Here is a 22690-nt window from a genome sequence, read left to right as displayed (position 1 = left end):
GCAAACATTATTACATGCAATAATCATTGCCTAATCTGTTACACATCAAGAGTCCAGCTCGTTTTTGTACTCATTTTTTGCGTAAGGCGAAGGATTAATTTTTATGAAGCTGAAGAATACCATTCTGGCATCAGCCCTGTTGTCTATGACAGCATTGTCCGCTCACGCGGCGCAGGAACTGACACCGGAGAAAGCCGCAGCGCTGAAACCGTTCGATCGGATCACTATCAGCGGGCGTTTTAATGCCATTTACGAAGCCAGCGATGCAGTATCTAAACGTGCTGATGCCCGGGGTGCTGCCGCTTATTACATTCAGGGTATCAACGATATCAACGGTAATGGCGGCAACTGGAATGTTACTGCTGATTTGTACCATGCTGATGCTCCTGAAGCGCCAAAAAATAAAGATCGTATTATCAACGGCGTGCGTGAATTGACTAAAGCAGAAGCCTTTACTCTTGAGCCTTACGATACCGTCAGCGCCAGCGGATTTTTCCGCAGCCAGCCGGATGTGAATGATGCTATTACCCGTTCTGCGAAGGCAAAAGGGGCTGCGTCCTTCTTTATCGTGCGTCAGATTGATACCAACAGCGGTGGTAATCAGATTATCACTGCCTATATCTATAAAGCTGATGCACCGAAGCGTCAGGTGCAGTCTCCTAACCTGATCCCGGCTGACTCTGAAGCGGGTAAAGCGGCGCTGGCTGCGGGTGGAGCGGCGGCTAAGACGGTTGAACTTCCGGGCGTGGCTTCCAATGAAACCCCAAGCAATAAAGTGGGCCGTTTCTATGAAACTCAAAGTTCTACCGGCAAGCGCTACACCGTGACACGCCCTGATGGTAAAAGCGTACAGGAAGTGAATGCGATTACTGCGGCGCAAATGCAGCCGTTTGACAGCATCACTTTCACTGGTCACTTCGGTACTCCTACGGAGGTGTCGGAAGAAGTTGGCCGCCGTGCGATCGCTAAAGGTGCCAAGTACTATCATGTTACCCGCCAGTGGTCGAATCAGAGCGGCGGTAACCTGACTGTCTCTGCCGATCTCTTCAAGTAAGTTTTTTCTGCGGGGCTGCCGCCTGGCTGCCCCGCTATTTTGAATAATTCCCTTCTGTTTTTGCATAGTAAGTCATTGCATCCTGCCGCCTCAGTCCGTAGAATTCCCCGCCACTTTCAGGCGTTTAATTGCCTTATTTAGCCTTACACCCTGAGTTAAAACCAACATGGTCTTTACAACTGGTTTTTTATTCTGTAACCGGAGTATTTTTTGGACAAAAAGTTAGGTCTTACCGCGCTGACTGCGCTGGTGCTCAGTTCAATGCTTGGCGCTGGGGTGTTTAGCCTGCCGCAAAATATGGCAGCGGTTGCCAGCCCGGCCGCACTGTTAATTGGCTGGGCAATCACCGGCGTGGGGATTGTGCTGCTGGCGCTGGCAATGCTGCTATTAAGCCGTTTAAAACCTGAGCTGGATGGCGGTATTTTCAGCTATGCGCAGGCGGGGTTTGGCGAGCTGATTGGCTTCTGCTCCGCCTGGGGATACTGGCTTTGTGCGGTTATTGCCAATGTCTCTTATCTGGTAATTGTTTTCTCCGCGATGAGTTTTTTTACCGACTCCCCGGGCCATGTAATTTTCGGCGATGGTAACACCTGGCAGGCGGTACTTGCCGCATCCATTCTGCTGTGGCTGGTGCATGCGCTGGTGCTGCGCGGAGTGCAGACCGCCGCAAGCATCAATCTGGTGGCAACCCTGGGTAAACTGCTGCCGCTGGGGCTGTTCGTGCTGCTGGCCATTGCCGCTTTCAACTACGATCGCTTCCGCTTCGACTTCACCGGGCTGGCATTGGGTAAACCGGTCTGGCAGCAGGTGAAAGACACGATGCTGATCACTCTTTGGGTGTTTATCGGCATTGAGGGTGCAGTGGTGGTCTCATCACGCGCCAGAAACCGTCATGATGTCGGGCGCGCTACGCTGCTGGCGGTAAGCGCTGCGCTGGCGATCTATCTGCTGGTGACGCTGCTATCGCTGGGTATTGTGCCGCGAGCGACCCTTGCAGAGATGCGTAACCCGTCCATGGCGGGATTAATGACCTCGCTGATTGGTCACTGGGGCAATCTGGTGATCGTGGGCGGGCTGATTGTTTCCGTCTGCGGTGCCTATCTGAGCTGGACGATTATGGCGGCAGAAGTTCCGCTGGTGGCGGCGCTGCATGGCGCTTTCCCGCGATCACTCAGCCGGCAGAATTCACGTGGTGCACCTGCCGCCTCGCTGTGGCTGACCAATGGCTGTGTACAGGTGTGTTTGATTCTGATTTGGCTTACCGGTTCTGACTACAATACGCTGCTGACCATTGCTTCTGAGATGATTCTGGTGCCCTACCTGCTGGTAGGTGCCTATCTGTTTAAGGTGGCGCGCGGCCTGAATAAGCCAGGAGCGATGGCGATCGCGGTGGGTGCCAGTATTTATGGCCTGTGGCTGCTGTATGCTTCCGGGCCGATGCATCTGTTGCTGTCTGTGGTGCTTTACGCGCCGGGTATGGTGCTGTTTCTCTATGCCCGCCGCGGAGGCCGTGCCGCAGACTCACTGCATCTGGCAGAAAAATCTCTGATGGTGCTGCTGGTTATCGCTGCGGTGCCCGCAGTCTGGATGCTGGCGCGTTAAGGGCATATCAGCCCTTCCCCCTTCCCTGACAAGCATCTGCGTGACGGTTTTATTTGATCACCCGCCCCAGGTGCTGTCAGTGTGACAGCAGCGGGATCTTCACGCTGATGCGGTCGTCATGCTGCTCAAGGTCGAGGGGCCTGGCGTACTCCTGACGAATAACGTCGAGCTGCGCATCTGAGAGCGGATAAGGAAGCAGGATGTCGAACTGGCCGATATTCTGCTGGCGGGCAAGAGTGATAAGACGGGCAATATTAATTTCATCGCTGACCTGAGTAGAGATGATTTGCAGCGCCAGATCTTTCAGAGGTTCGGATGAAGACGGGAGTGTGGCCGGAGACTTACGGGTAATCATGCCAAAAAATGGGATCACACCGTAAATAGCATCAACAAAGCTCCAGCGTTTTTTGCAGGAAGCTGAGAGGAAATCGATATAGTTGAGGCAGATACGATCACTGTACGCTGCTGAAGCCAGCTTCTCTTCTGACACTCTTCTCTCCTTATCCATTTCGACGCAAGAACTGCCCTGACAGGCATCTGTACAATACACCCTCTCAGGCGCGGGATATAATGACATATCCCGGCAAAATTGTAATACATTCCCCCTAACATTTAGCGCTGATTAATAGTCGTAACGACCAGGAAAGGATAAGCTACGGTTCTTAATAGTCAGATATCCAGCCCTATGAACAAAATTGTATTCGTTGAAGATGATAAAGATGTCGGTGAACTGATTGCCGCCTACCTTGGCAGGCATGATATCGATGTTATTGTTGAAAGCCGTGGCGACCGTGCGGAAGAGACAATCGCCGCCGTTAACCCCGATCTGGTGATGCTGGACATCATGCTGCCTGGCAAAGATGGCATGACGCTGTGTCGGGATTTACGCGCGCGCAATAGCTGGTCAGGGCCGATTGTGTTGCTCACCTCACTGGACAGCGATATGAACCATATTCTGTCGCTGGAAATGGGCGCAAATGACTATATTCTCAAAACCACGCCGCCTGCGGTGCTGCTTGCTCGCCTGCGTCTGCATCTGCGTCAGGCCGGGGTAAATAGCCAGCATGAAGAGATCGCGCCCGGCATTAGCGGCCAAAACGCCCTGCGCTTTGGTACGTTAAGCATCGACCCGATTAACCGCCAGGTGATGCTTTCTGAGGAGGTTATTGCCCTCTCGACGGCGGATTTTGATCTGCTATGGGAGCTGGCAACCCATGCAGGCAAGATTCTTAACCGTGACGCACTGCTGAAAACGCTGCGTGGCGTCAGCTACGACGGCATGGATCGCAGCATTGATGTGGCGATCTCTCGCCTGCGTAAAAAACTGCTCGACAGCGCCACAGAACCTTACCGAATCAAAACCATTCGTAACAAAGGTTATCTGTTCGCTCCGCACGCCTGGGATGCCCAATGAAAAAACTGTTTATCCAGTTTTACCTTTTGCTGTTCGTCTGTTTTCTGGTGATGGCAATGCTGGTCGGGCTGGTCTACAAATTTACCGCTGAACGTGCCGGGCGTCAGTCGATGGATGATCTGATGAAAAGCTCGCTCTACCTGATGCGGAGCGAGCTACGGGAAATCCCCCCCCATGACTGGAACAGAACCATCGATAATCTCGATCTCAATCTGTCGTTTAAGCTGCATATTGAGCCGATGAGTAAATATCAGCTCGACCCGGTAACGCTGCGCCGTCTGCGGGCGGGTGAGATTGTGGCGCTGGATGATGAATACACTTTTTTGCAGCATATTCCTCGCAGCCACTATGTGCTGGCCGTTGGCCCGATCCCCTATCTGTTCTACCTGCATGAGATGCGTATCCTGGATATCGCGCTGCTGGCCTTTATCGGCATCTCGCTGGCGCTGCCAGTATTCATCTGGATGCGGCCGCACTGGCAGGACATGCTGAAGCTGGAAAACGCCGCACAGCGTTTGGGCCAGGGGCATCTTGATGAGCGTATTCATTTTGACAGCGCCTCCAGCCTGCTCCGTCTTGGCGTGGCGTTTAATCAGATGGCGGATAATATCAATACGCTGGTAGCCAGTAAGAAACAGTTAATTGACGGCATCGCCCATGAGTTGCGTACCCCGCTGGTGCGCCTGCGTTATCGTCTGGAGATGAGTGAAAATCTGACCGAAGCTGAATCCGCCGCACTTAATCGCGATATTGGTCAACTTGAATCGCTGATTGAAGAGCTGCTCACCTATGCACGTCTCGACCGTCCACAGGTGAATCTGAATCTGCAAACCTTAGATCTTGCCCAGTGGTTACATGAGCGGCTCGACGATATCCGCCTGGTTCACCCGGAGTTTGATATTGCACTGGATACCCCGCAGCGCGAAAATATTGGCGTTGCTGATACCCGGCTGATGGAGCGCGTACTTGATAATCTGGTCAATAATGCCCTGCGCTATGCCGGACAGCGCCTGCGGGTTGGCCTGTGGTTTGACGGCGATATGGCATTTTTGCAGGTTGAGGATGATGGCCCCGGTATTCCGCTGGATGAACGCCAGCGCGTGTTCGAACCTTTCGTTCGCCTTGATCCGAGCCGCGATCGCGCTACCGGAGGCTGCGGTCTTGGTCTGGCGATTGTTCACTCTATCGCCCAGGCTTTCGACGGCTATGTCACCATCGACAGTAGCCCGCTTGGGGGAGCCAGCGTGCGTTTTTGCTGGCCCGTGTCCCCTGCTATGCACTCTTAATTTATTAAAGGAAATCTATGTCTTCTGCTTACGCGAACCTCACCCGCACCTTCCAGCGCCTCTCTCGTTTTGGCCATCTGTCGGCCATCGCAGGCTGGGATATGATGACCATGATGCCCGCCGGTGGCAGCCGCGCACGCGGTGAAGCGCTGGCTGAACTTAGCGTACTGCGCCATGAGATTTTAACCGCAAAAGAGGTTGGCATCTGGCTGCAACAGGCCCGTGAGGAAGATCTGGATGATGTGGCACAGGCTAACCTGTATGAGATGCAGCGTGCATGGCAACAGGCATCGCTGCTGCCTGCATCGCTGGTTGAGGCCAAATCTATTGCCGGGTCGCGCTGCGAGCACGCCTGGCGTCAGCAGCGCCCGGCGAACGACTGGACGGGCTTTGCCGCCAATCTGAAAGAGGTGGTAAAACTGAGCCGCGAAGAGGCAGAGATCCGCGCTCAGGCTAACAACACCTCACGTTACGATGCCCTGCTTGATGTGTTCGAACCCGGCATGACCAGTGCCAAACTGGATAAAACTTTCGGCGATCTAAAACAGTGGCTGCCGGGCCTGTTACAGCAGATCGTTGAACAGCAGGCGGGCGAAGTTGTTGATCGCCCTGCCGGCCCGTTCCCACAGGCTTCTCAGCAGCAGCTTGGCCTGGCGATTATGCAGCAACTGGGCTTTGATTTTAACGCCGGACGCCTTGATATCAGCGCTCATCCATTCTGCGGCGGCGTGCCGGACGATGTGCGTATTACCACTCGCTATAATGAGTCCGAATTTATCAGCGCCATGATGGGAGTGATCCACGAAACCGGTCATGCCCGCTATGAGCAAAACCTGCCTAAGCAATGGGCCGATCAGCCGGTGGCGCTGGCGCGCTCCACGGCAATTCACGAGTCGCAAAGTCTGTTTTTTGAAAAGCAGCTTGGCCGCAGCCCGGATTTTCTCAGTTTGATTCTACCGCAGGTGCAGCTGCTGCTGGGCGATCGCCCGGAGCTGAACGAAGGGAATTTTATTGCTCTTAACCAGCGCGTTAAGCCGGGTTTAATCCGCGTGGATGCCGATGAAGTGAGCTATCCGGCCCACGTTATTCTGCGTTATGAAATTGAGCAAGCCTTAATCAGCGGTGAGATCGAGGTTGATGATATCCCGGCACTGTGGGATGAAAAAATGCTGGCCTGGCTGGGTCTGGATACCCGGGGTAACTATCGTGATGGATGTATGCAGGATATTCACTGGACAGATGGTGCCTTCGGTTACTTCCCGACCTACACTCTCGGTGCAATGTATGCCGCTCAGTTATTCCAGGCGCTGAAGCGCGCTATTCCACAGGTCAATGAGCATATTCGTCAGGGTGATCTGCAACCGGTGTTTGACTGGTTACAGCAGAATATCTGGCAGCACGGTAGCCGTTTCAGTACCCGTCAGCTGATTGAAAATGCGACCGGGGAAGATTTGAATCCACACTATTTCCGCCAGCATCTGGAAAGCCGTTATCTGAAGTGATTGCGGATCAGGGGGGCAGGCGTGCCTGTGCCCCCTAACGGTTGAAGAACACAGGTATTAATCCAGACTCCCGCTTGTACAATCGGTTACACGCCGATACTAATCACTCACGGAAAGCCCTCTCTTATTCACATATAGTCTTTTCACCGGCCCCAGAGTGGGCTGACACCTGAACTAAACACCTTGAGGGTTTTGCAATGAAAAAATTATTTGCTCTGGTTGTCGCTGCTACAATGGGTCTGTCTTCAGTCGCTTTCGCCGCTGAAACAACTGCTGCTCCAGCAACCACCGCTGCTCCAACCGTTGCTGCTACCAACACCACTACTGCTGCTCCGGCACCAGTGAAAGCTTCTGTTAAACATACTAAAAAACATCACAAAGCTGCTAAGAAACCAGCAGCGCAGAAAGCACAGGCTGCCAAAAAACACCACAAAGCTGCTAAAAAACCAGTAGCTCAGAATGCACAAGCTGCAAAAAAACATCATAAAGCTGCTACCAAACCAGTAGCTCAGAAAGCTCAGGCTGCGAAAAAACACCATAAAGCCGCTACCAAACCAGCTGCACAGAAAGCTCAGGCTGCCAAAAAACACCACAAAGCCGCTACCAAACCAGCTGCACAGAAAGCTCAGGCTGCCAAAAAACACCACAAAGCTGCTAAAAAACCAGTAGCTCAGAAAGCTCAGGCTGCCAAAAAACACCACAAAGCTGTTAAGAAAACTGCTCCTAAAGCATAACACTGACGGCCGGGGTGCCCGCCACCTCACGCACATGAGTTAACTCAAACACCCGGTTTTTCCGGGTGTTTCTTTAAGGAGTTTCGGATGATGGTGCGTCGCTATTTATTCGAAATCATTCTGGCTATTATGATCCTTTGTGGCCTGGTTGCTGCCAGCTTTTATCTGTAATGACAGATGGCCGTAGTGTGCTGATATTACAAATTAATCTCCCTTTTCCAGCACTATCCGTCTATAGTTACTGCACTAACATAATCACTGATATCAACGTTTTTCCAGCCTGAGAAAAATATGCGTCTGACCGCTGTGTTATTGATAGGTTTCCTTGCCGGGTCTTGTTTTGCCCATGCTGATGATGAAGAGCGCAGCGACGCTGATACCAAAACACTGTTTTTTGGTAAAGACGATCGTCAGCCAATCAAAGATACGGCCTCTGCTCCCTGGGAAGCCATCGGCCAGCTTGAGACCGAGAGCGGGAATCTGTGTAGCGCGACGTTGATTGCTCCCCACCTGGCGCTGACCGCAGGACACTGCCTGCTTGCTCCCCCAGGTAAAATTGATAAGGCCGTTGCCCTGCGTTTTATCTCAGGTAATAACAGCAGCTGGCGCTATGAAATTCATGATATCGAAGGCCGTGTAGACCCCGCATTGGGTAAAAAATTGAAGGCAGACGGCGACGGCTGGATTGTTCCCGCTTCCGCCGCGCCCTATGATTTTGGCCTGATTATTCTGCGTAATCCCCCTTCCGGGATCCAGCCGATTCCCCTGTTTGCAGGCACGCGCAAAGATCTCACCGCTGCGCTTAAAACCGCAGGCCGTCATGTGACTCAGGCGGGCTATCCGGAAGACCACCTCGATACCCTTTACTCCCATAGCGATTGCATGGTTACCGGCTGGGCGCAAAAGTCCGTGTTGTCGCATCAGTGCGATACGTTGCCCGGAGATAGTGGGTCACCGCTGCTGTTGAAAGTGGATGGCGAATGGCAGCTAATTGCGGTGCAAAGTTCGGCACCCGCAGCCAAAGATCGCTATCTGGCGGATAACCGCGCCATTGCGGTAACGGCATTTCGCGATACGCTGGAAGCCCTGGCACAATAAATATAGATAGTCGTTGTTTTCGCTCATCTTTTTCGACATTTAATAGATGTTTTTCTGTCACACATTCGCCAATAATGGCGCTGGATATAATTCAGTGTTCAAGGATGAGGCTATGAAAAACATCGCGTTAATTGCCCTTATATTTTTTATAACGGGCTGCGCTAATACGACAGATTCCCCACAACCCGACAATCAGGCAAGCCACCCGGGTTATCAGGTGAACAGCCAGCACCCCTCCCAAAGTCAGAGCGAACGAGTACGTTTTCTGATCCTCCATTACACCGCTGCCAATGATGCTGAATCGCTGCGCCTGCTTAGTCAGGGCACGGTCAGCGCACATTATCTGGTTCCCGGTACTGGCAGCCCGTTGCTGAATCAGAGCACCGTTTATCAGCTGGTGGCGGAAGATAAACGCGCCTGGCACGCCGGAGTCAGTGAATGGCGTGGCCGTACTCATCTTAATGACAGCTCGATCGGTATCGAAATTGTTAATCTGGGCTATAAAAAGAGTTCGAAGAGTCTGGAGTGGTATCCCTGGGATGGCAGGCAGATCAACCTTGTTGCCCGCCTCGCCCGCGATATTATTAAACGCTATGACATTACCCCGGATCGCGTACTCGGCCACAGTGATGTAGCGCCCACCCGTAAGGTTGATCCTGGCCCGCTTTTTCCATGGCAACAGTTAGCTGAGATGGGTATTGGCGCATGGCCGGATCGCAGTACGATACGGCACTATCTGGCAGGACGTGCGCCTGATGACAGAGGTTCGGTCAGAAATATTCAGATTGATTTGGCGCGTTATGGCTACGCGATCCCTCAAACGGGCATTCTGGATGCGCTGACTCAGCAGACAATTACCGCATTTCAGATGCATTTCCGCCCGTCGGATTACAGCGGGAAAGCAGATGCTGAAACTGAGGCAATAGCCGCTGCGCTGGTGGCAAAATATCATCCGGATAGCCAGATCCTGCGCCACCCTCCGGAGAGTGATATGGATATCTGACGCCCCCGGTTTTTCTCTGCCAGCCAACGCTGACTGGCAGAGAAATAAGTTACAGTGTCACCTGCTCTATGGCCTGTAGAATACGTTTTTCAGAGATAGGATAAGGCGTACCCAGCTGTTGCGCAAAGAAGCTGACGCGCAGCTCTTCAATCATCCAGCGGATATCCTGTACCTCTTCATCATCTTTACGCTGCGGCGGCAGTTTATTAAACCATTGAACCCACGCCTGCTGCACAGACTCAACCTTCAGCATCCGCGCCCGGTCACTGTGCGGATCAACGGCCAGTTTCTCCATGCGACGCTCAATGGCATGTAAATAACGCAGGGTATCACCCAGCCGTTTCCAGCCGTTGCCGGTAACAAAACCGCGATACACCAGACCGTTCATCTGCGCTTTAATATCCGACAGCGCCAGTGCCATGGTTATATCCACGCGCCCTTTCAATCGCTTATTGATTGCGAATACTGACGTAAGGATCTGCTCGACTTTTTTAGCAATCTCTACCACCGTTTCGTTCAGTTCCGCGCGAACCTTATCATGCAGCTGTGCGTAGCCCTGCTCCTGCCAGCTGGGGCCTCCGGATTCTGCAATCAGCTTATCCACGCCGCAGGCAATACAGTCATCAATCAGATCCAGCACTTTACCGTAAGGGTTAAAGTACAGACCCAGCTTGGCTTTATTCGGCAGTTTTTCGTGCAGATACTTAATAGGCGAAGGGATATTGAGTAACAGCAGACGCCGCTGGCCGCGCCACATCGCTTTTTGCTGCTCATGCCGGGAGTCAAACAGGCGGATTGCCACGCTGTCTTTCTCATCCACCAGCGCAGGCCAGGCTTTCACGCTGTAGTTACCGCGCTTCTGCTCAAAGTGATCCGGCAGATCGCCAAAGCTCCAGATATGCAGCCCGCTCTGTTCCAGACCATCATCTGCCACTTTCGACAGCGTTTCCTGCACCTTGCCTTTCAGCTGCACCTTAAGCGCGGTGAGATCTTTGCCTTCGGCCAGCTTGCGATTATTTTCATCGATAATGCGGAAGGTGATTTTCAGATGATCGGGCACCTGTTCCCACTGCCATGCTTCACGCTCCAGCGTGACGCCGGACATCCGACGGAATTCACGCTCCAGCGACTCCAGCAGCGGTAATTCCAGCGGAGTGGCACGACCGAGAAATGCATCAGCGTAATTCGGGGCCGGAACAAAATTACGGCGCAGCGGTTTAGGCAGTGATTTTATCAGCGCAATCACCAGTTCGCGGCGTACGCCCGGGATCTGCCACTCAAAGCCCCGCTCTTCAACCTGATTAAGCAGCGGCAGCGGCACATGCACCGTGACCCCGTCAGCATCAGCTCCCGGTTCAAACTGATAGCTCAGGCGCAGCTTAAGGTTGCCCTGATGCCAGAAGTTCGGGTAGTCGAGTTTACTGACGCTCTCTGCACCCTGTTTAATCAGCATTTCACGGGCAAAGTTAAGGCGATCCGGCTCTTCACGGCTGACTGTTTTCCACCAGCTGTCAAAATGGCGGGCAGAGACAACTTCGTGGCCGATACGCTGGTCGTAAAACTCAAACAGAGTTTCGTCATCAACCAGAATATCGCGGCGGCGGGATTTATGTTCCAGCTCTTCCACTTCCGTACGCAGCTTAAGGTTGGCCCTGAAGAACGCATGACGCGTTTGCCAGTCGCCCTCTACCAGCGCATGACGGATAAACAGCTCACGTGACAGCACCGGATCTATCGGGCCGTAATTGACCTTACGCGCCGCAACAATCGGCAGTCCATACAGCGTGACTTTCTCGCTGGCCATAACTGCGCCCTGGCCTTTCTCCCAGTGCGGTTCACTGTAGCTACGCTTGAGGAGATGCTGTGCCACCGGTTCAATCCACTCCGGCTCGATACGCGCGGCAATTCGCCCCCAGAGGCGGCTGGTTTCCACCAGTTCTGCCACCATTGTCCACTTTGGCGGCTTCTTAAACAGACCGGAACCAGGGAAAATGGCAAAACGCGCATTACGCGCACCGGTGAACTCCTGTTTATCGGCATCTTTCTGGCCAATATGTGAGAGCAAACCAGTAAGCAGCGCGGTGTGAACTTCACGGATTTCAGCGGGTTCGCTGTTGACCGGCAGCCCAAGCTCCCTGACTACCTGACGCAGCTGGGTATAGATATCCTGCCATTCGCGTACCCGCAGATAGTTGAGATAGTCGGTTTTACACAGGCGACGGAAATGGCTGGAGGAGAGCGCTTTTTGCTGCTCCTGCACGTAGTTCCACAGATTAACGAACGCGAGAAAATCAGAGTCTTTGTCGGCAAAGCGCTGATGCTTTTCGTCAGACGCCTGCTTTTTCTCTGCGGGACGTTCGCGCGGATCCTGAATCGACAGTGCGGCGGTGATAATCATCACCTCGCGCACACAGCCATACTTCTGCGCTTCCAGCACCATTTTTGCCAGACGCGGGTCAACCGGCAGCTGGGCCAGCGCACGGCCAGACGGCGTCAGCTGATAATGCTGGCCCTCTTTCAGGGTGATAGCACCCAGCTCTTCCAGCAGGCGCACGCCATCCTGGATATTACGCTGGTCAGGGGCTTCAACAAACGGGAACGCCGCAATATCGCCCAGCCCCAGCGCGGTCATTTGCAGAATGACCGATGCCAGGTTGGTGCGCAGAATTTCCGGATCGGTAAACGCCGGGCGGCTGAGGAAATCATTTTCGTCATACAGACGAATGCAGATCCCCTCTGATACGCGCCCGCAGCGGCCCTTACGCTGATTAGCCGAGGCCTGAGAGATTGGTTCAATCGGCAGGCGCTGCACTTTGGTGCGGAAGCTGTATCGGCTGATACGCGCCGTGCCCGGGTCAATAACATATTTTATTCCCGGCACGGTGAGCGAGGTTTCCGCCACGTTGGTCGCCAGCACAATGCGCCGCCCGACGTGAGACTGAAACACCCTGTTCTGCTCTGCATTCGACAGTCGCGCATAAAGCGGCAGCACCTCGGTATGCGGCAGGTCGCGTTTCATCAGCGCATCGGCGGTGTCACGAATTTCACGTTCGCCGCTCATAAAGATCAGGATATCGCCCCGGCTCTCTTTGCCCAGCTCATCGACTGCATCAAAAATCGCCTGAAGCTGATCACGGTCGGTATCCTCGGCGTCTTCTACTACCGGACGATAGCGAACCTCAACCGGATAGGTTCGGCCTGAGACTTCAATCACCGGCGCATTGTGAAAATGGCGGGAGAAACGCTGCGGATCGATGGTCGCAGAGGTGATAATCACCTTTAAATCAGGCCGTTTTGGCAGCAGCTCGCGCAGATAGCCCAGCAGGAAATCAATATTCAGGCTGCGCTCATGCGCTTCATCAATAATGATGGTGTCGTACTGCATCAGCAGACGGTCTTGCTGAATTTCCGCCAGCAGAATACCGTCGGTCATCAGTTTCACCTGGGTGGTGTCACCGACCTGATCGTTAAATCGTACTTTGTACCCTACGCAGCCGCCGAGTGATGTTTCCAGCTCTGCCGCAATACGGTCGGCAACCGTGCGCGCGGCGAGGCGACGCGGCTGAGTATGGCCAATCAGCCCGCGAATACCGCGCCCCAGCTCCATGCAGATTTTTGGCAGCTGAGTGGTTTTACCTGAGCCGGTTTCCCCGGCAACAATCACTACCTGATGATCGCGGATGGCATCGGCAATATCCTGCTTTTTCTGGCTGACCGGTAAATTTTCCGGATAGCGGATAACCGGCGTTGCGGCACGTCGAGCCTCCACCCGCAGCTCTGCCGCTGCAATATCGCTGCTCAGTTCCTCAATCAGCGCCTGAAGTGCCGTCGGGTTTTTACTTTTTTTTGCGCCATGAAGACGACGCTGCAAACGCTGGCGGTCGCGCAGCATCAGCGTATCAAGCCGCGCATAAAGGGGCGTCAGGGCAGATTGTGGTGTATCAGACATGGTAGTAAAACTCGCTTTGTCGCCGTTACATCAGGCAACATGAATTAAATATGAGATCAGAATTTTGCGTAGTGTAACACAGACAAGTACTTAGCGTTTTAATTGCCCGCCTGAGTTAATTCAATTTTTTTGAACATTGATATCGAAAACTCGCACTTACACTGCCGCCAATTTATCCGTAAAGTGTCCTTTATTGAGCGGAGAGTGCTCCGCATCACAAAACAGGAAATAGAACCATGAGCAAAGTATTAGTACTGAAATCAAGTATTCTTGCCGGTTACTCTCAGTCTGGCCAGCTGGCTGATCACCTGGTTTCCGAGTGGAAAGCTGCCCATCCTGGTGATGAAGTCACCGAACGTGATCTGGCTGCGAACCCAATTCCGGTGCTGGACGGCGAATTAGTCGGCGCGCTGCGTCCATCTGATGCAGCTCTGACTCCGCGTCAGCAGGAAGCTCTGGATCTTTCCAACGAACTGATTGCTGAACTCCAGGCCCATGACACCATCGTGATCACCGCGCCGATGTACAACTTCAACATCCCTACTCAGCTGAAAAACTACTTCGACCTGGTTGCCCGTGCTGGCGTAACTTTCCGTTACACCGAGCAGGGTCCGGAAGGCCTGATCAAAGGTAAAAAAGTTGTGGTTCTGTCAAGCCGTGGTGGTATCCATAAAGATACCCCAAGCGATCTGCTGACCCCATACCTGACTCTTTTCCTGGGCTTCCTGGGCATGAGCGATGTGCAATTTGTGTTTGCTGAAGGCATTGGCTACGGCCCGGAAGTGGCAGCTAAGGCAGCCAGCGATGCAAAAGAAGTGATTTCTCAGATCGTCACTGCCTGATAATCACTCAGACCAGGTTGAGATTACCCTCCTCAACCTTTGCGGTGGCACTGTGTCGGTGCCGCCGCTACTTTTTCAACCACTGACCGTTAATCCCGCGCACATACTCCCCTGATTTCGCTCTCTCAACCAGTTTTAAACCGGCTATGCTGGCGACTTCTCGCGTGGTCATATTATTCTGCTGCGCCAGCAGTTGATACTGGTGCGCGCGCCCTTCGTTAATCTGTTTTACCAGCGCCAGCGTTTCCGCATCCTGCTGCACCGCTGCAATATAGCCATTAAGCGTTTCGCCTACCCGCCCCTGTTGCCGCGCCTGTTCCAGCGTTAAGGCCATTACCGCTGGCGATAACAACAGGCACCCCAGCAAGATACCGCAGTATAGTCGTTTCATTTTTCCGCCCTCAGAACAGATCGCTCTGGTTTTTTAATAACGCTTCCACGTCTTTATCCACCTTGATATGAATTTCATGCTCAATTTTGACATTCATATTGATGGTGATCGGCTCTTTCGGCGCGGCAACTTCAATTCTCGGGATACACCCGGCAAGAAGCAGTAAAGCACCTGCTATCCACAGGCTACTGAGGGCTTTCATCACGATTTTCCTTTTGCGACGGCAGGGTGGCATTCTGTTCCACCCAGGATTGCAGATTATCGCCAAAGCGTAAACTGCGCCAGAGCTGGAACATATTTTCCTGCTGGCTGTAGTTAAGCGATACACGCTGGTTTCTGTTACTGAAACGGCTGGTACCATCCACTTTAGCGGTCATATTCATTACCCCCAGATTATCGAGGTCAATGGTTGCCCAGCTGCGCGATATTTCCATATAGCGCAGCCAGTCAATAGCCGCCCCGGCGGCAATATTATTACTGCTGATGGCATCTGCCATATCTTTGTCCATGCGAACCGTCAGCGGCCCGCTGTTAGCAATCCAGCCCTCTTTTACCAGCCAGTGAGAGTTATTCAGCCACAGCGGCAGTGCGCCGTTGATATAGCCTGACATCGCCAGCTGTTTGAGTTTCATCGTGGTGATCAGCTCGGAGAGACTCAGATGTTTTAGCTCAATGGTCGCCGCTTCAGTTTGCGGCATTTGCAGGCTGGCCATACTCAACTGGCCGCCAAGCAGTTCAAGACTGACATTACTCAGCTGAAGCGGCTGACCGTCACTCCAGGGATACCAGCCCTGGAGATCGGCTGTCACATTTTGCATGGAGAACTGGTTGTTAATCTCTTTTATGCGCAGCGATACCGGCCCGTGAGATCCCAGATACCAGCGGTGTGCTTCCAGACGGAATGGCAATGAGAAGTCAACGCCCGTGAATTCATTATCCGGTAGCAGTACATTGCCATTGCTGACCAGCCAGTGCCCCCCTGCTTTCAGCCCCTGATCGCTGGCGGCAGAAAATGCCACCTGCGCCTTTAATGTGCCGCCCTGAATAGCCAGCTTCAGTTCAGGATTTACCAGCGGCTGGAAGACGTTTAAAGGCTGCTCCGGCCACCACATCTGCCCGCGCAGACGCTCACCGTCCCAGCGGCCGAGAACCTGAACCGGGCCAATTTTTTGCGCCTGCAAACTTCCTTTGTACAGAAACGCTTCCGGATCCTGCCCTTTTACTGCCAGAGTCAGGGTTGATGGCGGCAGGTAGCCGCCGCTGCTGAAGCGGGTCTCTTTGGCTTTCAGACTCAGCTGACCGGTGAATGACGGCGTCTGCGGATCGCGCTGCCACCTTACAGGCTGCTCCAGCGTCAGCCGCGGCGCATTCATCGTCACGTTGCCATAGGCCAGCTGGTCGAAACCGGTGGATAGCGACGTCAGCTCGATAAGCCGATCCTGCCAGTGTCCATGCCCTTTGACATCCCACTTTGCCGCCAGCGGTGCCAGGAATCCGTCGCCCCAGTAACGCCACAGCCACTGACCTTTATCCGGCCAGAAATCGCTGGCACGCCCGTCCAGATGCAGACGGAATCGCCCCATATCTTTGTCGTGAACACTGAGGATAGCCTGCAAGCGGCCATCGATGCCCGCAGAGGAGAGCGACACCCCTGCCAGCGGCCAGCGGGCTTCATCGACTTCCAGTGACGTTAACAAACGCCCTTTCATACGCAGCAGCGCGCCAGGGCGCATGACTATTTGCGGATCCAGCAGCGGCCCACGTAAATCGCCAGGTAAGCCAGCAAAAAATTGCAGGGTATCGAGTTTACTTTCACCCGTAAGCCGGAACGGCAACTCGCTGTTGAGCCAGTCAAGATGGCCCGGCCCCAGCGTCAGTACCACGTTACCTTTACCACCACGGCCCTGGGTCAGCATATTAAAGCGCCCGCTCAACTCCGTGGCTGGCAGACCTTGCATCCAGCCTTTGGCCGACAGGGTAAAACCCCCTGAAAGCGGCTGTGTCGCCCAGGGCCAGCTCCACTGCCCCTTTTGCACCACAATCTCTTCACGGGTGATGTCCCAGGGAATTGTCAGCAGCGGCTCAGGATGCTCCTTCGATGTCACCGCCAGCGTGCCGTTCTGCTGCTGCCATTCGAGACGAAAATGGAGGGGATCGGGGACGGCATCCAGCGCCAGGTCACCCTGCAATGCACCCGCTTCTGGTAATGCATCAGGGATGCGCGGCAGCGTCAGCGTTCCGCTCAGGCTGACAGGTTCAGGCACACCGGGAGCCTGAGCGCTTAATGAGGTTACTGTCAGCTGTTGCCCGTTGAGTTCGGCATTGAGTGACAGATTCTTGCCCTGATAATAGAGATGCTGGCGCAGAGGATCGAGATTGAGGCGCAGCTCTCCGGCCCAGCTTTGCCAGGGTGCGATGGTGAGCTGATGGACGGTAACATTGGCAGCGGGCAGCATTTGCTGCCATTCAGCCAGCGTACGAGGGGCATCCTGAGTTTCAGAGCCCGGGATATTCGCTGCACATGCTGTATCCACAGTGACAGCATCGGCGGCAAGCTGCCAGCGCCCCTGGTGATAAGCGAGTGCCACTCCTTTAACATCAGCCAGTTCGCACTCTCCTGCCCGATAATGTACGCCGGGCAGCCAGAGTGCGCCGTGGTGCCAGCGAGGGTTACCGTCGAGGGCAATAGTGGTATCAGCAGGCAGCCAAAAACCGGCCAGCCGGGGCAGCCAATGAGTGACAGTGAGGAGTATGCCAGTCAGCAGCAGTATCACTGCCATCAGCACGGCAAGCGCTATTTTCCAGCCCCGATTCATGGCGGCGACATCCTGTTCAGTCCGTTATTATCTCCTGAATGATGGCACGGAATCCCCGCCGGGTGAAGTTTTTCACCTGAAATCAAACGATTCGCTGTTTTTTACATCATGAAAACCACGGACTTATCCGACAGGAACAATTTGTTGTTACACTGCGTTATAACTGACGCATGGCGAAAGGAAAAAGCGATGAAACTTGCGGTATATAGCACTAAGCAGTATGACCGAAAATACCTCACACTGGTCAATGAAGAGTTTGGCTTCGAGCTGGAGTTTTTTGACTTTCTGTTAAGCGAACGAACGGCGAAGAACGCCGTTGGCTGTGATGGCGTCTGTATTTTCGTCAACGATGACGGTAGCCGCAAAGTGTTGGAAGAGCTGGCTGAACTGGGCATAAAATTCATCGCCCTGCGCTGTGCCGGGTTTAATAATGTTGATCTGGATGCCGCTCGCGAGCTGGGTCTGCAGGTAGTTCGTGTGCCAGCCTACTCCCCGGAAGCCGTGGCGGAACATACGGTGGGTATGATGATGACCCTTAACCGTCGTATTCATCGCGCCTATCAGCGCACACGCGATGCGAATTTCTCGCTTGAAGGTCTGATTGGTTTCAATATGCATGGCCGTACTGCGGGAGTGATTGGTACCGGCAAGATCGGCATAGCGACGATGCGTATTCTGAAAGGTTTCGGTATGCGTTTGCTGGCTTTTGACCCTTACCCGAACCCGCAGGCGCTGGAACTGGGTGCGGAGTATGTAGATATTAAAACGCTGTTTAGTCAGTCAGATGTTATTACCCTGCACTGCCCGCTGACGGAGCATAACCATCATCTGCTGGATGAACAGGCTTTTGCCCAGATGAAAGACGGGGTAATGATTATTAACACCAGCCGTGGTGGCCTGATTGATTCACAGGCGGCAATTGATGCTCTGAAGCAGCAGAAAATTGGCTCACTGGGAATGGATGTCTACGAAAACGAGCGTGACTTGTTCTTTGAAGATAAATCCAACGACGTGATTCAGGATGATATATTCCGCCGTCTGTCGGCCTGCCACAACGTGCTATTTACCGGGCATCAGGCATTCCTGACGGCGGAAGCGCTGACCAGTATTGCCGAGACGACGCTGGATAATTTGCGTCGGCTGGAAAAAGGTGAGCCATGCGATAACGTTTTAACGAATTAAGCGGTGCATTCCGACGGGTGCCAGGTATGCTGGCACCTGTCCGGGCGAGGCGTGCCTCGCCCTGTATTATCCGCGCATGACCTGTGCCGCAGTATAAAGCCGGTTAACGCACACAGCTTCCGTTTATCAGCGCACTTTCCCCGCAGCGACGACCATTGGCCATCTGGCACATCCCCACCGAGCTGCCATCAAGCTGACGGGACAACGCCAGCGTACCGCCCGCGTTGGCACAGGCACTCTCCGCCAGTTCGTCCATCACAACCCGGGCCGGAATGTGGGCCGCAGTAGCCTGCTGTGGCGGTTCATTATCACTGTCGCTGCTGCAAGCTGACAATAATAACGTCGCTGCCGCCAGCAAAAATATCGCTGCTTTCATCTGATAAACTCCGGGTAACGTACGCAGAAATGCGACAGCCAGCATATGCTACGATGCGGAGCAGGTCGATAGCTGTCATTGAATTTTACAAAATCATCTTTAAATAAATATCAATACTCTGCTGTCTTATTTTATAACTACCCGATTTGAGTTAAGGGAAGACTGAAGTCACCTGCAAAGAGAGTGAGAAAAGGTAAGTTATGATTGTCGATTTACTATTACGTATTGCACTTGCTGGTGCGCTCGGAGGGTTAATTGGTCTTGAACGCCAGCTGCGGGCGAAAGAAGCCGGCTTACGCACCCATATTCTGGTCGGTATTGGCAGCGCCATGTTTATGATCGTCTCCAAATATGGTTTTGACGATATTCTTTCGCAAAACCACGTCGGCCTTGACCCCAGCCGTATTGCGGCACAGGTTGTCAGCGGTATGGGGTTTCTGGGTGCCGGTACCATTATTATTCAAAAACAGGTGGTTAAAGGGCTGACTACCGCCGCCGGTCTGTGGGTAACGGCGGCAATCGGTCTGGTGATCGGTAGCGGTATGTATGAAATAGGCATTTACGGCACCCTGCTGGCGCTGCTGGTGCTTGAAACCTTCCGCCGTATCAGCTACTGGCTTATTGGTCGTCACCATACGCTGGTATTTCATCTGAAGGCCAAAAGTGTCCCTGTGGTGCTGATAGCACTTCAGCAGCAGCAGGTGCGTATGGGGCAAGTTTCTGTCGTCAACCGTGATGCAGAAAGTGGGCTATGTGAAATGATGGTAGACGTGACACTGTCACGCAAACGACAGCCGCATGAGCTATATGATTCCCTGCTGGAGATCAAAGGCGTAGAGTCAGTAGAAATGCACTGAAGCCTGAAAAGATCATGTCAAACCGGCACAAACATGCCAGGCTTAAAAGCTGCAAAATTTAGGCGGTGGGATTACATTCTGTTATCAGCGCCGTTGTTCGATGTTTCTAAAGGAGAGACAGATGTCTGACAAACCAATTATGATCGTTGCCACTTTCGCCGCTGCTACCGGTAAAGGCAATGCGCTGTATGAAGTGCTGAACCGCTGCGTGGCGCCGAGCCGCCTGGAGGAAGGAAACGTACATTACGATCTGTACCGCAGCGTTGAGAACAGCGATCTGTTCCTGTTCCATGAAACGTGGAAAAGCGCTGCCGCTATCGAACTGCATGAAGCGCAGCCCCACTTTAAAGCACTGCTGGCGGGAGTTGAAAACCTGCTGGCTGAACCTCCGGTGATCACCAAAATCTAAATCACCGCGTATCAGGTTGCTGAGGGCCGGATGCAATTTCCCATCCGGCCCTGTTTTATTATTTCAGTAACCGCGCCCGGCAGGTTTTGCCTTTGATTTTCACCTGATGGAGCTGCTGCATCACCTGGCGCGCCTGCGAATGACGAATAGCCACATAAGCCTGAGTCGGGCCAATATCGATTTTTCCCACCTGATCGCCCGTCAGGCCACCATCACCGGTCAGCGCACCGAGAATGTCACCCGGACGGATTTTAGCTTTACGCCCGCCATCCAGGCTCACGGTGACCATCTCTGCCGGTAACGGTTTAGCAGCAACAGATTTCAGCTCAGACACATTGCGCCACACCAGTTTCTGTTGCAGATAATCTTCCAGCGCATGGGCGCGGATCATCTCATCCTGCGCGACAAAGCTCACTGCGCAGCCTTCCTGTCCGGCACGTGCGGTACGGCCAATGCGGTGCACATGCACTTCCGGATCAAACGACAGCTGGTAGTTAACCACCATCGCCAGTGATTTGATGTCCAGCCCGCGCGCGGCGACATCGGTAGCCACCAGCACGCGGCAGCTGCCGTTGGCAAATCGGATCAGCACCTGGTCACGGTCACGCTGCTCCAGATCGCCATGCAGCGCGAGCGCGCTGATATTCGCAGATTCCAGCGCATGAGCGATATCATCACATTCACGTTTAGTGTTACAGAACACCACGCAGGAGGATGGCTGACGCTCACTCAGCAGGCCAATCAGCGCTGTCAGTTTCTCACGCGGCCCTGCTTCATAGAAAGTTTGCTCAATGGCAGGCAGGTCGGAAACATCGCCGGTTTCTACCGTCAGCGGATTACGCTGGATGCTCTGGCTAATCTGAGCAATACCCTGTGGCCAGGTGGCAGAGAATAACAGCGTCTGACGCTCCTGCGGGCAGTGGCGGATAATGCTGTCGATATCTTCACGAAAGCCCATTTCCAGCATGCGGTCGGCTTCATCCAGCACCAGAGTGGTAATGCCGTCCAGCTTCAGGGTTTCGCGCTTCAGGTGGTCAAGAATACGTCCCGGTGTGCCCACAACAATCTGCGGCGCATGCACCAGTGAATCACGCTGTGCGCCAACCGGCTGACCGCCGCAAAGGGTAAGGATTTTAATGTTGGCGGTGAATCGAGCCAGACGACGCAGCTCTTTCGCTACCTGATCTGCCAGTTCACGCGTCGGGCACAGTACCAGCGCCTGAGTAACATACTGGCTGGCATCCACGCGGTGCATCACACCAAGACCAAAGGCTGCGGTTTTACCACTACCGGTTTTCGCCTGAGCGCGAACATCCCGCCCTTCAAGAATAGCAGGCAGTGATTCAGCCTGAACCGGCGTCATATCAAGGTAGCCCAGTTCGTTAAGATTTTCGATCTGGCTGGCTGGAAGTTGTGTCAGGGTAGAAAAAGCAGTCACGGAAGAGTTCTCTGGTAAAAACGGACAGGAATATTGGCGCTGATTGTAGCAGATAACCGCACGGACGGGGAGAAAAGCGCTAAAGGGACGTTCCCCTTCAGCGCTGTAGTGAGTGTATATAGTCAGACTAAGATAAAGCCAACGCGATTAACAGCCAGAAAATGAGGCAGGCTGCCACCATCGCAATCCAGGTATTTCTCCGGTTCCATTTCATTTGTATTCCTTCTCCTAACTTGCGTTCTCATTCAGCCATTTGCGTAAATGCCTGCATAAGACGAAAGTCTTAACCAGGATTATAGTAAAGCCTGGTCTTAAATGTCGCCTGTTAATTATCGCAGCTGGCGAAGAAATGTATGAAAAAAGAAATCAAACATGCAGTTTTAACAGAGAAAAAAGGTGTCATCGATTACTTTCAGTAACGGAACCATTACTGTTACGAGAGTTAAATCATGGAGTTAAGAGAAGACCCTGATAATACCCTGCGCGCGGTGCGCACAAGGTATGGCCTGCAAGGTTATTGGTCGTTATAAGGATCTTTATGGTCATCATCGCTGTCATCCCGCGTGCGTGGGATTTCGCCATGCTCATTGGGATTGTCCCTTGCCGGGTGCTGATCCTTTTCCGGTTTCTCACCAGGTTTACTCTGTGACATTACGCCCTCCACTCGCTCGTTTATATTAAGCGTAGTTGATAGCGCCCCACTCTCCACGCTTACTTTGTAAAGTTATGGGGAGAAC

Annotated in this window: 21 protein-coding genes; 13 read left to right on the top strand and 8 right to left on the bottom strand. The window is 53.4% G+C overall.

What is annotated here, in order from left to right; translation table 11 throughout:
- Positions 1 to 103 precede the first annotated feature (103 nt).
- The gene (gene ydgH / locus GN242_RS09635) at positions 104 to 1054 is read left to right on the top strand and encodes a DUF1471 family protein YdgH (protein ID WP_156287363.1); all 951 of its coding nucleotides are present in this window, start codon (positions 104 to 106) and stop codon (positions 1052 to 1054) included.
- Between the two features lie 210 nt (positions 1055 to 1264).
- The gene (locus tag GN242_RS09630; RefSeq protein ID WP_154751295.1) at positions 1265 to 2656 is read left to right on the top strand and encodes an amino acid permease; all 1392 of its coding nucleotides are present in this window, start codon (positions 1265 to 1267) and stop codon (positions 2654 to 2656) included.
- Positions 2657 to 2732: 76 nt separating this feature from the next.
- Here GN242_RS09630 and GN242_RS09625 read toward each other — a convergent pair whose 3' ends face one another.
- Positions 2733 to 3164: a hypothetical protein gene (locus GN242_RS09625; RefSeq protein WP_154751296.1), complete on the bottom strand. Its 432-nt coding sequence runs from the start codon at positions 3162 to 3164 to the stop codon at positions 2733 to 2735.
- Positions 3165 to 3341: 177 nt separating this feature from the next.
- On the opposite strand from GN242_RS09625, the gene rstA reads away from it, so the two are divergent.
- From rstA to GN242_RS09595, 7 genes are all read left to right on the top strand, one after another.
- On the top strand, positions 3342 to 4070 hold the full coding sequence (rstA, locus tag GN242_RS09620) for a two-component system response regulator RstA (RefSeq protein WP_154751297.1): 729 nt from the start codon (positions 3342 to 3344) through the stop codon (positions 4068 to 4070).
- On the top strand, positions 4067 to 5356 hold the full coding sequence (gene rstB / locus GN242_RS09615; protein ID WP_154751298.1) for a two-component system sensor histidine kinase RstB: 1290 nt from the start codon (positions 4067 to 4069) through the stop codon (positions 5354 to 5356). Before rstA ends, rstB begins: the two co-directional genes overlap by 4 nt.
- 17 nt (positions 5357 to 5373) lie before the next feature.
- Complete coding sequence (locus tag GN242_RS09610) at positions 5374 to 6858, top strand: carboxypeptidase M32 (protein ID WP_156287361.1); 1485 nt, start codon at positions 5374 to 5376, stop codon at positions 6856 to 6858.
- A gap of 197 nt (positions 6859 to 7055) precedes the next feature.
- A complete protein-coding gene (gene asr, locus GN242_RS09605) occupies positions 7056 to 7592 on the top strand; it encodes an acid resistance repetitive basic protein Asr (protein ID WP_154751299.1) in 537 nt (178 codons plus the stop codon).
- Between the two features lie 87 nt (positions 7593 to 7679).
- A complete protein-coding gene (gene ydgU, locus GN242_RS22005; RefSeq protein WP_508610860.1) occupies positions 7680 to 7763 on the top strand; it encodes a small membrane protein YdgU in 84 nt (27 codons plus the stop codon).
- Between the two features lie 120 nt (positions 7764 to 7883).
- Positions 7884 to 8690, top strand: coding sequence for a trypsin-like serine peptidase (locus GN242_RS09600; RefSeq protein ID WP_154751300.1), 807 nt, complete (start codon positions 7884 to 7886; stop codon positions 8688 to 8690).
- Positions 8691 to 8802: 112 nt separating this feature from the next.
- The gene (locus GN242_RS09595; protein ID WP_156287360.1) at positions 8803 to 9693 is read left to right on the top strand and encodes an N-acetylmuramoyl-L-alanine amidase; all 891 of its coding nucleotides are present in this window, start codon (positions 8803 to 8805) and stop codon (positions 9691 to 9693) included.
- Between the two features lie 49 nt (positions 9694 to 9742).
- On the opposite strand, the gene hrpA is transcribed toward GN242_RS09595, so the two are convergent.
- On the bottom strand, positions 9743 to 13642 hold the full coding sequence (gene hrpA / locus GN242_RS09590; protein WP_154751302.1) for an ATP-dependent RNA helicase HrpA: 3900 nt from the start codon (positions 13640 to 13642) through the stop codon (positions 9743 to 9745).
- A gap of 236 nt (positions 13643 to 13878) precedes the next feature.
- Here hrpA and GN242_RS09585 point away from each other — a divergent pair, with 236 nt between their 5' ends.
- Positions 13879 to 14484, top strand: coding sequence for an FMN-dependent NADH-azoreductase (locus tag GN242_RS09585; protein ID WP_154751303.1), 606 nt, complete (start codon positions 13879 to 13881; stop codon positions 14482 to 14484).
- A gap of 67 nt (positions 14485 to 14551) precedes the next feature.
- Here the strand turns inward: GN242_RS09585 and GN242_RS09580 are convergent, their stop codons facing one another.
- Genes GN242_RS09580 through GN242_RS09570 form a run of 3 tightly spaced genes read right to left on the bottom strand, consistent with a single transcriptional unit; the run spans position 14552 to position 17691 of the window.
- Positions 14552 to 14875, bottom strand: a complete 324-nt coding sequence (locus GN242_RS09580) for a YdbL family probable chaperone protein (RefSeq protein ID WP_154751304.1) — start codon at positions 14873 to 14875, stop codon at positions 14552 to 14554.
- 10 nt (positions 14876 to 14885) lie between these two features.
- Complete coding sequence (locus tag GN242_RS09575) at positions 14886 to 15077, bottom strand: YnbE family lipoprotein (protein WP_154751305.1); 192 nt, start codon at positions 15075 to 15077, stop codon at positions 14886 to 14888.
- On the bottom strand, positions 15061 to 17691 hold the full coding sequence (locus tag GN242_RS09570) for a YdbH family protein (protein ID WP_156287359.1): 2631 nt from the start codon (positions 17689 to 17691) through the stop codon (positions 15061 to 15063). The genes GN242_RS09575 and GN242_RS09570 overlap by 17 nt, the downstream gene beginning before the upstream one ends.
- 189 nt (positions 17692 to 17880) lie before the next feature.
- On the opposite strand from GN242_RS09570, the gene GN242_RS09565 reads away from it, so the two are divergent.
- Positions 17881 to 18873 (top strand): 2-hydroxyacid dehydrogenase, encoded by a 993-nt coding sequence (locus GN242_RS09565; protein ID WP_154751307.1) that lies wholly within the window; start codon positions 17881 to 17883, stop codon positions 18871 to 18873.
- Positions 18874 to 18976: 103 nt separating this feature from the next.
- Here GN242_RS09565 and GN242_RS09560 read toward each other — a convergent pair whose 3' ends face one another.
- Entirely contained in the window at positions 18977 to 19249 is a 273-nt protein-coding gene (locus tag GN242_RS09560; RefSeq protein ID WP_154751308.1) for a putative hemolysin, read from the bottom strand.
- A gap of 200 nt (positions 19250 to 19449) precedes the next feature.
- Between GN242_RS09560 and GN242_RS09555 the strand changes: the two genes are divergently transcribed.
- Together GN242_RS09555 and GN242_RS09550 are read left to right on the top strand one after the other, a co-directional pair.
- Positions 19450 to 20106, top strand: coding sequence for an MgtC/SapB family protein (locus tag GN242_RS09555; protein ID WP_154751309.1), 657 nt, complete (start codon positions 19450 to 19452; stop codon positions 20104 to 20106).
- A 121-nt stretch (positions 20107 to 20227) separates the two neighbouring features.
- Complete coding sequence (locus tag GN242_RS09550) at positions 20228 to 20515, top strand: putative quinol monooxygenase (RefSeq protein WP_154751310.1); 288 nt, start codon at positions 20228 to 20230, stop codon at positions 20513 to 20515.
- 58 nt (positions 20516 to 20573) lie between these two features.
- Here GN242_RS09550 and dbpA read toward each other — a convergent pair whose 3' ends face one another.
- Complete coding sequence (dbpA, locus tag GN242_RS09545) at positions 20574 to 21953, bottom strand: ATP-dependent RNA helicase DbpA (protein WP_156287358.1); 1380 nt, start codon at positions 21951 to 21953, stop codon at positions 20574 to 20576.
- Positions 21954 to 22467: 514 nt separating this feature from the next.
- Positions 22468 to 22605: a hypothetical protein gene (locus GN242_RS21660; protein ID WP_195918328.1), complete on the bottom strand. Its 138-nt coding sequence runs from the start codon at positions 22603 to 22605 to the stop codon at positions 22468 to 22470.
- Between the last annotated feature and the right edge of the window lie 85 nt (positions 22606 to 22690).

The organism is Erwinia sorbitola (assembly GCF_009738185.1).
GTDB lineage: Bacteria > Pseudomonadota > Gammaproteobacteria > Enterobacterales > Enterobacteriaceae > Erwinia > Erwinia sorbitola.
The sequence above is the reverse complement of the archived record's forward strand: the minus strand, read 5'-3'. Positions and strand labels throughout refer to the sequence as shown.

Coding starts and splice junctions, on each gene's coding strand:
- ydgH (WP_156287363.1), top strand. CDS start 104: ATGAAGCTGAAGAATACCATTCTGGCATCAGCCCTGTTGTCTATGACA.
- GN242_RS09625 (WP_154751296.1), bottom strand. CDS start 3,164: ATGGATAAGGAGAGAAGAGTGTCAGAAGAGAAGCTGGCTTCAGCAGCG.
- rstA (WP_154751297.1), top strand. CDS start 3,342: ATGAACAAAATTGTATTCGTTGAAGATGATAAAGATGTCGGTGAACTG.
- rstB (WP_154751298.1), top strand. CDS start 4,067: ATGAAAAAACTGTTTATCCAGTTTTACCTTTTGCTGTTCGTCTGTTTT.
- GN242_RS09610 (WP_156287361.1), top strand. CDS start 5,374: ATGTCTTCTGCTTACGCGAACCTCACCCGCACCTTCCAGCGCCTCTCT.
- asr (WP_154751299.1), top strand. CDS start 7,056: ATGAAAAAATTATTTGCTCTGGTTGTCGCTGCTACAATGGGTCTGTCT.
- ydgU (WP_508610860.1), top strand. CDS start 7,680: ATGATGGTGCGTCGCTATTTATTCGAAATCATTCTGGCTATTATGATC.
- GN242_RS09600 (WP_154751300.1), top strand. CDS start 7,884: ATGCGTCTGACCGCTGTGTTATTGATAGGTTTCCTTGCCGGGTCTTGT.
- GN242_RS09595 (WP_156287360.1), top strand. CDS start 8,803: ATGAAAAACATCGCGTTAATTGCCCTTATATTTTTTATAACGGGCTGC.
- hrpA (WP_154751302.1), bottom strand. CDS start 13,642: ATGTCTGATACACCACAATCTGCCCTGACGCCCCTTTATGCGCGGCTT.
- GN242_RS09585 (WP_154751303.1), top strand. CDS start 13,879: ATGAGCAAAGTATTAGTACTGAAATCAAGTATTCTTGCCGGTTACTCT.
- GN242_RS09580 (WP_154751304.1), bottom strand. CDS start 14,875: ATGAAACGACTATACTGCGGTATCTTGCTGGGGTGCCTGTTGTTATCG.
- GN242_RS09575 (WP_154751305.1), bottom strand. CDS start 15,077: ATGAAAGCCCTCAGTAGCCTGTGGATAGCAGGTGCTTTACTGCTTCTT.
- GN242_RS09570 (WP_156287359.1), bottom strand. CDS start 17,691: ATGAATCGGGGCTGGAAAATAGCGCTTGCCGTGCTGATGGCAGTGATA.
- GN242_RS09565 (WP_154751307.1), top strand. CDS start 17,881: ATGAAACTTGCGGTATATAGCACTAAGCAGTATGACCGAAAATACCTC.
- GN242_RS09560 (WP_154751308.1), bottom strand. CDS start 19,249: ATGAAAGCAGCGATATTTTTGCTGGCGGCAGCGACGTTATTATTGTCA.
- GN242_RS09555 (WP_154751309.1), top strand. CDS start 19,450: ATGATTGTCGATTTACTATTACGTATTGCACTTGCTGGTGCGCTCGGA.
- GN242_RS09550 (WP_154751310.1), top strand. CDS start 20,228: ATGTCTGACAAACCAATTATGATCGTTGCCACTTTCGCCGCTGCTACC.
- GN242_RS21660 (WP_195918328.1), bottom strand. CDS start 22,605: ATGTCACAGAGTAAACCTGGTGAGAAACCGGAAAAGGATCAGCACCCG.